This window comes from Sphaerisporangium aureirubrum (assembly GCF_042658925.1).
Classification (GTDB): Bacteria; Actinomycetota; Actinomycetes; order Streptosporangiales; family Streptosporangiaceae; genus Sphaerisporangium; species Sphaerisporangium aureirubrum.
Genome location: NZ_JBHSRF010000078.1, coordinates 32,196 through 43,764 on the forward strand (window position 1 = coordinate 32,196; position 11,569 = coordinate 43,764).

The 11,569-nt window shown below is 71.2% G+C and carries 11 protein-coding genes; 7 read left to right on the top strand and 4 right to left on the bottom strand.

Translation table 11 applies throughout. From position 1 onward, the window contains the following. Window positions 1–13: 13 nt before the first annotated feature. Window positions 14–469 carry an ATP-binding protein gene (locus ACFP1K_RS33670; RefSeq protein WP_380761053.1) on the bottom strand — a complete coding sequence of 152 codons (456 nt, stop codon included), beginning with the start codon at window positions 467–469 and terminating at the stop codon, window positions 14–16. Between the two features lie 205 nt (window positions 470–674). Between ACFP1K_RS33670 and ACFP1K_RS33675 the strand changes: the two genes are divergently transcribed. Together ACFP1K_RS33675 and ACFP1K_RS33680 are read left to right on the top strand one after the other, a co-directional pair. Next, a complete protein-coding gene (locus ACFP1K_RS33675) occupies window positions 675–1,511 on the top strand; it encodes a helix-turn-helix domain-containing protein (protein ID WP_380761055.1) in 837 nt (278 codons plus the stop codon). Then, window positions 1,499–1,708: a DUF397 domain-containing protein gene (locus ACFP1K_RS33680; RefSeq protein WP_380761057.1), complete on the top strand. Its 210-nt coding sequence runs from the start codon at window positions 1,499–1,501 to the stop codon at window positions 1,706–1,708. Before ACFP1K_RS33675 ends, ACFP1K_RS33680 begins: the two co-directional genes overlap by 13 nt. A gap of 142 nt (window positions 1,709–1,850) precedes the next feature. Here ACFP1K_RS33680 and ACFP1K_RS33685 read toward each other — a convergent pair whose 3' ends face one another. After that, the gene (locus tag ACFP1K_RS33685) at window positions 1,851–2,384 is read right to left on the bottom strand and encodes a TetR/AcrR family transcriptional regulator C-terminal domain-containing protein (protein ID WP_380761059.1); all 534 of its coding nucleotides are present in this window, start codon (window positions 2,382–2,384) and stop codon (window positions 1,851–1,853) included. A gap of 91 nt (window positions 2,385–2,475) precedes the next feature. Here ACFP1K_RS33685 and ACFP1K_RS33690 point away from each other — a divergent pair, with 91 nt between their 5' ends. Further along, window positions 2,476–3,600, top strand: coding sequence for an FAD-dependent oxidoreductase (locus ACFP1K_RS33690; RefSeq protein ID WP_380761061.1), 1,125 nt, complete (start codon window positions 2,476–2,478; stop codon window positions 3,598–3,600). A gap of 13 nt (window positions 3,601–3,613) precedes the next feature. On the opposite strand, the gene ACFP1K_RS33695 is transcribed toward ACFP1K_RS33690, so the two are convergent. Beyond that, a complete protein-coding gene (locus ACFP1K_RS33695; RefSeq protein WP_380761063.1) occupies window positions 3,614–4,930 on the bottom strand; it encodes a D-alanine--D-alanine ligase family protein in 1,317 nt (438 codons plus the stop codon). A 26-nt stretch (window positions 4,931–4,956) separates the two neighbouring features. On the opposite strand from ACFP1K_RS33695, the gene ACFP1K_RS33700 reads away from it, so the two are divergent. Continuing rightward, window positions 4,957–5,550 carry a CDP-alcohol phosphatidyltransferase family protein gene (locus tag ACFP1K_RS33700; protein ID WP_380761065.1) on the top strand — a complete coding sequence of 198 codons (594 nt, stop codon included), beginning with the start codon at window positions 4,957–4,959 and terminating at the stop codon, window positions 5,548–5,550. 79 nt (window positions 5,551–5,629) lie between these two features. Beyond that, window positions 5,630–6,232, top strand: coding sequence for a nicotinate-nucleotide adenylyltransferase (nadD, locus tag ACFP1K_RS33705; RefSeq protein ID WP_380761079.1), 603 nt, complete (start codon window positions 5,630–5,632; stop codon window positions 6,230–6,232). Here the strand turns inward: nadD and ACFP1K_RS33710 are convergent. After that, window positions 6,172–7,287 (bottom strand): glycosyltransferase family 4 protein, encoded by a 1,116-nt coding sequence (locus ACFP1K_RS33710; RefSeq protein ID WP_380761067.1) that lies wholly within the window; start codon window positions 7,285–7,287, stop codon window positions 6,172–6,174. The genes nadD and ACFP1K_RS33710 overlap by 61 nt on opposite strands. Window positions 7,288–7,331: 44 nt before the next feature. On the opposite strand from ACFP1K_RS33710, the gene ACFP1K_RS33715 reads away from it, so the two are divergent. Continuing rightward, the gene (locus ACFP1K_RS33715) at window positions 7,332–10,853 is read left to right on the top strand and encodes an ADP-ribosylglycohydrolase family protein (RefSeq protein ID WP_380761069.1); all 3,522 of its coding nucleotides are present in this window, start codon (window positions 7,332–7,334) and stop codon (window positions 10,851–10,853) included. Window positions 10,854–10,858: 5 nt separating this feature from the next. Beyond that, the coding region (locus tag ACFP1K_RS33720) for an SIR2 family protein (protein ID WP_380761071.1) at window positions 10,859–11,569 on the top strand (711 nt) is incomplete at its 3' end.

Here is an 11,569-nt window from a genome sequence, read left to right on the forward strand (position 1 = left end):
CGTGACCAGATCTCTATGGCACTGGCCGGGTGGCTGACTCCATAAAAGGGAGCGTCAGGGGGGTGAGGGAAAGCTCGCACCAGACGGTGCGGCCGGGGCCGGTGAGGTTGGGATGGGTGTCCCAGTGGCCTTCGGAGAGGTGGTCGATTATGGGGAGGCCTCGGCCGCCTTCGGAGAGGGGGGAGGGTGACGAGGTGCGGAGGGTGGGGGTGCCTCGGCCGTGGTCGGTGACCTCGATGCGGAGGTGGGTGCCGGTCATGAGCAGGCGGAGGGTCACCGGCTGCGGGGTGGGGGTGGTGTTCAGGCGGGGGTGGCGGATGGCGTTGGTGACGAGTTCCGAGACGGCCAGGCGGGCCGGTTCGTAGCACGGGTGGTCTTCCCCCAGCCAGTCGCGGACCTCGGCGCGGGCGCGGGAGGCGGATTCGGGGGTGGCGGGGAGGGTGAGTTCTCGGTGCGCGTCCGGGGTCATGGAATGCCTTTCCCGACCGGGGTGGCCGGGTTATCGGGCCACTTGGATTGCTGACCATCACACGGTCGCAAAGAGGTGGGGATCGGGAATGGATTTCCGGGTTCGCAATTTATTCACAGTCCTGTGGACCCCGTCGCGTGAGTCGGCGAACTCCCTGATGATGGGCGGTGACGTGACGTCGAGTGCGAGAGAGGGGATCCAGGAGATGACCGTCCCTCTGGAACCGGATCCATCCGTATCACCGCGCCTGCAATTTGGGACAGAATTACGCAAATTCCGACTTTCTCAAGGATTTACGCAGCGAAAGCTGTGCGAGGCGGTGCATCTGTCGATCAGTCAGCTGAGCATGATCGAGAACGGGCACCGGGGGCCTACTCCGGATCTGGCGCGAAGGATGGACGACGCGCTGGGGTTGGGGAGCACGCTCACCGGGCTGCTCGATCGGCTGAACCGGGCGGCGGCGCAGTTGCCTCGTTGGTTCCGTCCCTGGCTGGAGTTCGAGCGGGAGGCGGAGGCCCTGCGGATGTGGGAGCCGTTGATGGTGCCGGGATTGCTCCAGACAGAGGATTACGCACGCGTCATTCTGAGTCGTAGACCTGGAATCTCCGCTGAGCAAGCGGAGGAGCGCGTGGCGGCGAGAATGGAGCGGCAGAACATCCTGAAGCGGCCGGTGCCCCCGATGCTCTGGGTCATCATCGATGAAGGGATACTCTACCGGCCCATTGCCGGCCCTGCGATCATGAAGGCGCAGTTCGAGCACCTTCTCGACATGGGAGAAAACTCCCATATATCCCTACAGGTGCTACCGCATAAAGCCCGGAGCGTGCTTGGGTTGCTGGGTGGTTTTGTTGTCGCGGACATGCCCAAAGGGACGCCGCCTGCGGCTTATGTCGAGTCGCAGAGTACGGAGGATCCGGTGAGCGTCCGCTCCGATGAGGTGAGGTACCTGTCGCTCCGCTACGACCTGATCCGGGTGGACGCACTGGCCCGGCATGAGTCGAGCGACATGATCAAGGAGACGACGCGGAGATGGTCCACGTGAACAATGAACTCGCCGCAGCGCAGTGGCGTAAGTCCAGCCTGTCCGGTGATGACGGGGGCAACTGTGTTGAGGTGGCCGCCCTCCCAGGCGGACGCCGGGCCGTGCGGGACAGTAAGTGTCCCGGGGGCCCGGTCGTCGTCTTCGGCTCTGCTCAGTGGGGGGCGTTCGTTGGTCATCTGAAGGGGGTCGGTGGCTGACAGCCCTCTGGCGACGCCGAGGTCCTCCACGGCCGGGCGGGTGGCCAGGCCGGAGATCAGGTCGTAGAACTCGTCCGGGATCTTGCCGCGCAGTTCCTCGCAGGTGACTACGTATGTCGGAAGATGGGTGGCAAGGCCCCTGTCAGGTCAGCTGGGCGCGGATGCCGGCGATGATCAACCCCAGGCCGGCCTGGAAGTCCTGGTTCCGCCGGTCCAGCGGCACCTCGTTCCTGCGGGCCTGCTCCTCGATGGTGAAGCCGTTGACGTAGGAGAAGACGGTGTCGACGGCGACGAGGGCGGTGCCGGACGGCACTCCGGCGGCGTGGAGCAGGCCGACGATCCGGTGGAACGCTGCCACCGCGGCGGGGCCGGGGTCGTGGAACGTGGCGAGGAGCCGGGCGCCGTCGCGGTAGGCCAGCATGGCGTCGCGAGCGGACGAGGCCATCGCGCGGAGGTGGTCGGCCCAGTCGCCGCCGGGGGGCGGGTCCGCCGAGGCCGTGGAGACGATCTGCTTGACCATCGCGTCGAGCAGGGCGCGCTTGCTCGGGAAGTGGCGGTAGAGCGCACCGGGCTGCACGCCGAGCCGGTCGGCCAGCCTGCGGACGGTGAGGTCGTCGATCCCCACCTCGTCCAGCAGTTCCAGGGCCGTCTTCAGCACGTCGTCCCGCCGGGACATCGCATCCTCCTTGTGCAGCCGTCCAGGACTATTCTAGAGTGAACTTTGTTCACGTGAACTTAGTTCACTTCGCGATGAGGAGTCATCGAACATGCGTGTGATCGTTATCGGGGCCGGCCTCGGCGGGCTCGCCCTGGCCCAGTCGTTGCTGCGGGCAGGCGTGGCGGTGGACGTGTACGAGCGGGACGCGGGCCTTGAGGCCAGGTTCCAGGGCTACCGCATCGGACTCGGCGACCGCGGCCTGCCCGCGCTGAAGCGCTGCCTGCCCGAGCGGCTGCATCCCCTGCTGCACGCCGTCAGCGGCGACATGGCCGGCGAAGGCCGGGCCGTCGACACGCGGCTCAACGAGCTGGGCCGGACCCCCGTCCAGGACGAGGGGCTGCTGTTCGACCGCCACGTGCTGCGGCACCTGCTGCACGCCGGGCTGGACGGCCACGTCCACTTCGGCAAGAGATTCGACGCCTACGAGCCGCTGCCCGGTGGCGGGGTCCGCGCGTTCTTCGACGACGGCACCACCGTCACCGGGGACCTGCTGGTGGGTGCGGACGGCATGGGGTCGGCCGTGTGCAGGCAGCTGCTGCCGTCCGTCGAGATCCTCGACACCGGTGTCGCCGGCGTCATAGGCCGGACGCCGCTGACTCCGGAGCTCGCCCCGCTGGTGCCCGGCTGGAGCACCCTGGTCCAGGACGGGAACCTCAACCTGTTCATCGGCAAGATGCCGTTCCGCCGCCCGCCCCACGAGGCCGCCGCCGAGCTGGCACCCGATGTCAAGCTGCCCGAGACGAGCAGCTACCTGCGCTGGGTGCTGCTGCTGCCTCCCGGCGCGCACGAGGCGTCCGAGGAGGTGCGCGACGGCGTCGACTTCGTGGCGGACCTCGTCCGCGGCTGGCATCCGCTCCTGCGCGCGATGATCCGCGAGGCCGACCGGGGAAACAGCGGCCTCGGCCCGATCCGCTACGCCGACCCCCTCCCCGCCTGGGAGCCGGGCCCGGTCACCCTGCTCGGCGACTCGGCCCACCCCATGCCCCCCGGCGGCCTCGGCGCCAACCTCGCCTTCCAGGACGCCGTCTCCCTCCGCGACGAGCTGGCCCCGGTGGCCCGCGGCGAAGCCCCCCTGCTACCCGCCCTGGCCGCGCACCAGCAGCGCATGCGCGACACCGCCGCGTCCGTGCACAGCGCCGCCATGGCCACCCTGCGGATGATCACCCGGACCTGACACGCGCGTCCGCTCAGGCGGCCGGCCTCAGGCCCGTGGCGGGGGAGCGCAGGGCCGCACGGATCAGGTGGTCGAGGAGGTCGGGGTACCCCAGCCCCGCCGCCTTCCACATCTGCGGGAACAGCGAGTGCGGGGTGAAGCCCGGCATGGTGTTCACCTCGTTGAGCAGGACCTTCCCGGCGGGCGTCACGAAGAAGTCGACCCGCGCCAGGTCCCGGCAGCCGAGCACCCGGAACACGGTCGTCGCCATGTCCCGGACCCGGCGGGTGGTGGTGTCGTCCAGCCGGGCCGGCACCGTGAAGTGGGGATGGGGCGAGGCGTACTTGGCGTCGTAGTCGAAGAAGCCGCCGTCGTCCAGCGACACCTCGGCGAGCGGGCTGCCCACAGGCTCGCCGCTCAGCTCCAGCACCCCGCACATCACCTCGACCCCCCGCATCCCCGCCTCCACGAGAACCTTGGAGTCGTACCCGGCCGCGACCCGCAGCGCCGTATCCAGCTCACCCGGCGTGGCCGCCCGCGACACCCCGATGCTCGACCCACCCCGGGCGGGTTTGACGAAGACCGGCGTCCCGAGCCGGTCGAGCAGCCCCCCGATGGTGGGCCGCACCCCGTCGACCACGGCGTAAGGCGCGATCGGAATCCCCGCGGCGGCGGCCAGCCGCTTCGTCCACTCCTTGTCCATGCACGCCGCACTGGCGAGCACCCCACTCCCCACGTAAGGGAGCCCCGCCAGCTCCAGCAGCCCCTGCACCGTCCCGTCCTCCCCGAGCGGCCCATGCAACACGGGAAAGACCACATCCGGCCGCCCCAGCGAGTACACCGCCCGCCCCGCCCCATACCGCAGGAACTCCCCCGTGGACAGATCGAGCACCACGCCGGAAGAGTCCCCCGGCGTAGCCCACCGCCCCTCCCCCGAGATGACCACAGCCAGCGGCTCGTGCACCCGAGCATTAAGCCCCTCCAGCACCCCCCGCGCACTGGCGAGCGACACCGCATGCTCAGGACTCTGCCCCCCGTACAACACCACCACCCGAGCACGCGCAGCCCGCGGCCCAGCCCCAGGAAGACGAAACGCCACGATGATCTCCCTCCCCCGAACACCCAGGCTCGAATAGGAGATGCCCACCCCCAGCCCTGCGAACGTCACGCACGAACCACATAAGGCAAAGTCCCGCCGGCGCTCACCCGCGTCGGGGTGGTGAACCCAACCCCCGCGATCACCGACGGCCTCATCGCCCTCATGATGGACGGGCCAGAGACATGAGCCATGTACATGAACGGAACTGCGCGGGTGAACGAGATCCCAGGGAACGCCCCGGCCACGACCCACCTCAGCGTGATCAGGGACGCGGTGACATGACGCGCCGCCTGATGCGCCGCCTGGCCGCCGCGATCGACCGGGTGGGCCGGGGCAGGGTGACCCCGGACATGGTGACGCTGGGAGGCGCCGCCCTGCACGTACCGATCGCCGTCCTCATCGCCCTCGGACACCTCATTCCCGCCGCCGTCCTGCTGGCGGTGACGCTGCCGCTGGACGTCCTGGACGGCGAGCTGGCCCGCCTGCAGGGGCGAGCGGGGGTGCGGGGCATGCTGCTGGACGCGACCAGCGACCGGCTGAGCGAGGCGGTGATCTACTGCGGGATCGCCTACTGGCTGGACGTGACGGGGCATTCGGCCGTCTGGGCGGTCATGGCCTGCGGGGCCGCGCTCTCGGTGAGCTACATCAAGGCGAAGGGCGAGGCGGCGCTGGCGACGGCCGGGATGGACCACGACTCGATGAACCGGCTGTTCCAGGTGGGTGTCGCCTCGCTGACCAACCGCAAGCGGGTGCTGGTCGTGGGGCTGCTCATCGGCCAGGTGTGGCCCGCCACCGTCGTGGTCGTGCTCCTGTCGCTGCTGACGGTCCGGCAACGATGGGTGGCGATCACCCGGCACCTGTCACGATTGTGATGAAAATAGCGGCTTGTCCAGATGAATATCCCGATTAACAATTTCAAACATTGACCCACATCTCCTCCGCCTGGGCATCCTGGGCGGCACGTTCGACCCCATTCACAACGCGCATCTCTCCAAGGCCGCGGCGGTCGCGAACGCCCTCGCGTTCGACCACGTCCTGTTCGTCCCCGCGGGCGACCCGTGGCAGAAGCCGCTGCCTCCGGTCTCCGGCGAGCACCGGCTCGCCATGCTGACGCTGGCCACCCGTCACGACCCCAGGTTCGGCGTCAGCCGCATGGAGATCGACCGGCCAGGCCCCAGTTACACCGTCGACACGCTGCGGGAACTGCGCGGACTGTACGGCGACCGGGTACGGCTGTTCCTGGTCATGGGCGCGGACGCCTACGCGGGGATCGGCACCTGGCGGGAACCGGAGGCTTTGTTCGAGCTGGCACAACTCGTCGTGTGCGCGCGGAACGGGTATCCGCCGCCGGAGCGGCACACCGCCGTCACGCCGGTGACCCTGACGGTGCCCGAGGTCTCCTCCACGGCGGTGCGCGCCCTGGTACGCCGCCAGGTGCCCGTGGGCCACCTGGTCCCCGCGGCCGTCGAGAGCTACATCAAGGCGCACGGCCTCTACCGGGAGACCTCCAGCAGCACCCCGTGGACGGCCTCGGCCACCCGCTCGGGGCTGTAGCGGTCCCGCGTCCGCGCCATCTGCCGGGCGGCCAGCTCGCGCCGCGGCCCCGGCCGCTCGACCATCTCGACAAGGCGGGACAGCAGCTCGCCGGGGTCGTCGTACAACCCCTCCGGGACGGTGATCTCGGGGTAGGCGCCGATCCGGGGCAGCAGGCAGCAGTTGCCGGTCGCCATGGCCTCAAGGGTGGCCACGCCGAGGCTCTCGTGGACGGCCGTGCTCACCTGGAGGTGCGCCCCCCACAGGGCGGCGTAGTAGTCGTCGATCGGCAGGTCGTCGCCGAGCCGCACCCGGGCGGGGTCGAGCCCGGCGAGGGCGGACGGCGGGAACCGGCGGGTGACCAGCACGCTCGCGTCGGTACGGCGCATCAGCTCACCGGCCAGCTCGAAGAACACCTCCGGCCGTTTGGCGGCGACCGGCGCGTGGTTGAAGACGACCACGGGAGACCCGGGCTCCTCCGGCCGCCGGGCCGCGTCGATGCGGGGGAGGTCGAGCGGCAGGCCGACCCGGCGAAGACGCGGGGCCAGCTCGCCGGCGGCGGCCGTGCTGGCGGCGCGCACCTGGGCCAGGACCGTGCCGAGCATCCACTCGCTCACCACCAGCACCCGGTCCGCGCACAGCAGGTTGCCGAGGTCCGCCCAGGCCAGGCGCGGGTACCGCTCGAAGCGGAACAGGTCTGTGGGGTCCCAGTGGCTGCCGTGCGTGTAGGTGACCAGCGGCCCGCCGTACCCCGCGTCGTCCATGATCCGCCGCAGTTCCACGGTGAACGGCCAGAAGGCGTGGAACGCCAGTACGACGTCGGGCGTACGGGTGGTGAGCAGGCGTTCGAACGCCGTCAGGGCCCGCCCGACCCACGCCGTCCGCGTGTCCCCGCCGCCCGTCACGGACGTCACCTCCACCCCCCGCGCCCCGAGCCCGGCCGCCAGGGCGTCGGCGCAGGTGACGTTGAAGCCGAGACTGTCGCTGGAGGTGGCGGCGGCCCGGCCGGCGGCCCGGTGGGTGTAGGGGCGGACGAACAGGACGTGCATGGCCGTGCCTTTCCGGGTGATCGTCAATACACTCTCTTGACGGTTGCTTTGCTCATACCCGGGGTGGCCGCATGTCGATCTTCGATGAGCTGGGCCACGAAGGCCCGGCAGGCACCAAGCTGTTCGCGGACCGCTATGAACTGAGCCGCGAGTTCGCCGAACGCGTCCACGCCCGGCCGCCACAGCGCAGCATCGCCTTCTTCGTCGGGGTGGGCGGCAACGGCAAGAGCGCGCTGCTGCGTCACCTGCGCGACCACTGCTGCGTCAAGCTGCCCGACCGCGAGTGGGCCGAGGCACGGGCCCGCCCCCCGGAGCTGTTCGTCGCCGCGCTCGGACAGGCGCACGGGGCCGAGCGGGTGCCGGTCGCGCTGCTCGACTTCAGCACCACCCCGTTCGACGGCACGCGGCCCCAGGAGGCGATGGGCGCGCTGTTCCTGCTCAAAAGACAGCTCGCCGAGTTCGACATCCGCACGCCCCGGTTCGACTTCGCGGCCGTCGCGTACCTCCACAAGTCCGGCGGCGACGTGCAGCGGCTGATCCAGGACAACTTCCCCCGCTCCGAGCTCGCCGTCGCCGCCACCATCGCCGACGCCTTCTTGACCCTGCCCGTCTTCCAGGTCGGCACCGCCCTGGTCGAGGTGATGCGCGACCGCCTGGACGACCTGCTCAGCCGCCGCAGGCTGCGCCGCCGCGTGCCGCCCGAGGTGGTCGAAGAGGTACTGCGGCTGCCGCCCGACCCCGACCTCATGGCCGCCCTGCCCCGCCTTTTCGCCGCCGACATGCGGGCGGCGCTGACCGAACGCGGCGGGCCGGACCGCATCGTGCTGCTGTTCGACACCTTCGAGGCGCTCACCGGTGAGCACGGCGTCGCGCGGTTCGCCGACCGGGGTGGCCCGCGCTGGTTCCGCCAGCTCGTCGGCCGCCTGCCTCTGGACCACGGGCTGGTCGTCGCGATCGCCTCCCGCAGCCACCCCCGCTGGGCCGAGGCCCTGACCGACCCCATCCCCGACCGGTTCGTGAACGTCACCGCGCTCGGGGCGCTGCCCGTGGAGTTCGCCGAGGAGTACCTGACGCAGGCTGGGATCGCCGCCGGCGACCTGCGCGGCGCGCTGATCAGGTACGCCACCGTGGAACCCGGCCATGTGCACCCGCTGCTTCTCGGCCTCAGCGCCGACGTCGCGCTCGCCGCCGAACGCCGGGGCGTGCCGCTGCGACCCGAGGGCTTCGTGGCCAGCGACGAGCTCGGCACCAAGGAACGCGAGCTGGCCGCGCGGCTCATGCAGTGGGTGAGCGGCGACCTGGAGCTGGCCATCGTGTCGGCGTCCGCGGCGCGGGCGTTCGACCGGGAGCTGTTCGACCGGCTCGGCGCCGCGCTCGGCTTCCCCACGGACGCCGAGACGTTCCAGCGGCTCACCAACTTCTCGTTCGTGTCGCCGCAGGGGGAGCGGTACACGATTCACCTGTTGTTGCGCCGGGCGCTGCGCCGGGTCGCCCCGGACATTCTCGCGCGGGCCCACCGCGCGCTCGCGGACTACTATCGGACCGTGTCCCAAGCCGACGGGTTCAGCGCACGCCTCGAACGCATCTACCACGAAGCCCGGCTGGATCCAGCCGAGGGCGTGCGCATGTGGCGGGAGGAGATGTGCACCGCGCTCGACCAGAGCCGGTACGACCGCTGCCGCTCGCTCATCACGCTGATGGCCGACATCGAGGCGCCCACCGAGGCCGACGCCGAGGCGATGACGTACCTCGCGGCCGAGGCCGAGATCGCGCTCGGCAACCACGGCGAGGCCGAGCGGCTGCTGGACGGCCTGCGCGCCGACGCCCCGTACGCGCTGCTGCTGCGCGCCGACCTGGCGTTCGCCCGCAGCGACTTCGGCGGCGCGCACGAACTGTCGCGGCAGGCCCTAGCCGAGGCCGGTGACGGGGACGAACGGCTGCCGTTCCTGTTCCGCGCCGCCGAGCTGTGCCTGTTCCTCGGGCGGTTCGCGGAGGGCGTCCGGCTGTCGGAGGAAGGGCTGGCCATCGTCGGGCCGGACGGCAACGCCAACGAATCGGCGCGCTGGCACGCGCTCATCGCCCGGCTGAGCTTCTTCGGCGGCGACGTCGAGACGGCCAAGTCGGAGCTGGAGCTGGCGCAGCGGCGGCTCGACACGCTGCCCGCCGACTCCTGGGACAAGTCCGTCGAAGCCGTCATCCGGGTCAACGAGGCGGTGGTCGCCGAGGCCGAGGACCGGCCCGGGGACGCGCAACGGGGACAGGCCGCGGCGCTGCGCATCTACCGCGAGGTGTCCGACATCGGCGGGGTGGCCAACGCGACGAACGGCATGGGGCTCGCGGCGCTCCAGATGCGCGAGCTCGACGAGGCCAGGACCTACTTCACCGACGCCGCCCGGATCGCCCGCGACCTCGGGGACGACCTGCTGTTCTCCAAGATCCTGCGCGGCCAGGCCGAGGTGTCGGTGCTGGCCGGGGAGCTGGACGAGGCCCAGCATCTGGCCGAGGCCGCCATCGAGGGCTTCGAGCGGTGCCGCATTCCGTACGACATCGCGCACGGCCAGGTCACACTCGCCCGGGTGCGGCAGGCGCGCGGTGACCACACCGGGAGCATGGAGCTGACCGACCGGGCCCGGCGCACCATCCAGACCGAGGGCTTCGACAGCCTCTACGTGCGCTGCCCGGAGATCCGGGTGCCGGACGCCACGCGCGTCGCCGCCGCGATGCGCGCCTTCGTCGCCGGGGACGCGCTCGGCGTGCCCTGGGAGGGCGGGCCGCCCGAGGCCGTCGACCGCGACCGGATGTTCGAGCTGCCCGCCGCGCACGGCTGGCCGCAGGGAGCGACCTCCGACGACACCGGCCAGATGCTGCTGGTCAGCCGGCTGCTCGCCGACACCTCCGGCCGTCCGGCGGCCGAGGAGTTCACCCGGCGCCTCGCCGCCGCCGCGTCCGAGATCCGCGGCATCGGCCCCACCACCCGCCGGTCCCTGGCCCGCTTCGCCGAGACCGGGGAACTGCCCGAGCCGTCCGCCGATCCCGCCGACGGCGCCACCAACGGCGCGGCCATGCGAATGACGCCCGCCGGCTGGATCGTGCCCGTCACCGATCCCGACCTGCGTCGGAGCCTGGTCCGGGAGCTGGCACGCGGCACCCACCCCAGCCCGCTGGCCATCGGCGCGGCCTGCGTGGTCGCCGCGATGGCGAGCTGGGCGCTCGAGTCGGCGGACGCCATCCTCCCCGCCGCCGTGGCCGAGGCCGAGTGGCTGGCCCGTCCCGAGTTCGACGACGTCCGCCGCGCCGCCGACGGCACCTGGACCCCGCCGCCCGGCGGTGTCACCCTGGACGCCGCTCAGACCGCCGCCGCCGTCACCCACGTCATCCGCCGCTCGTCCGACCTGAACGAGGCCCTGCCGTACGCGGTCACCCTGGGCGGCGACACCGATACCGTGGCCGCCATCGCGGGCGGCATCCTCGGTGGCGTCGCCGGCCAGTCCGCACCGTCCTGGTGGGACCGCGTGACGTTCCCGGAGGACTCCGAAGTGGACACCCTGGCGGAGAAGCTGGCGGCCCTGCGCCGAGCCTGGTACTCCATGTGAGACCGGTGCCCATCGAGGCGCTCGCGGACGGCATCCGCTCCTCTCCCCGACCGGTGGCCGTGCTCGCGGGCGCCGGGGTGTCCCACTCCGCTGGTGTGGCAACCGGGGAGGACCTGCTGCGTTTGATCGCCGCCGACCACGGTGAGGACCCCGGCCCGGACCCCGTCGACTGGTACGTCGCCAGGTTCGGCCGTTTCCCCGACTACTTCGCCATGCTCCAGGGCGACTCGGGGGACCGCCTCAGCCTGCCCCGTCACCTCTTCGAGCACGCGTCCCCCACCCCGGCGCACCGTGCTCTGGCGGCCATGGCTGCGCAGGGCCTTCTCGGGCCCTTTCTCACCACCAACTTCGACCGCTACCTCGAACAGGCCCTGGAGGACGCGGGCCTGACGCCCCGGGTCGCCTACGACCTGGACACGATGGCCGCCGCCGAGCCGGTGGGGCCGCTGGTGGTGAAACTGCACGGGGACTACCTGAACCTCGGGGTGCGGGACACCCCCGCCGCGCTGCACACCTATCACCCTGTTGTCGACGCGTTGCTCGATCGGGTACTCGGTGACTCTCCGCTACTGGTGTGTGGGTGGTCGGCCAGTTGGGATCTGCCTTTGGGGGAGGCGTTGTTGCGGACGGCGGGGGGGTGGGCGACGTACTGGTTGCAGTGTGGGGAGCCTAGTTTGCGGGGGCGGGGGGTTATGGAGGGGCGGAGTGCGCTGGTG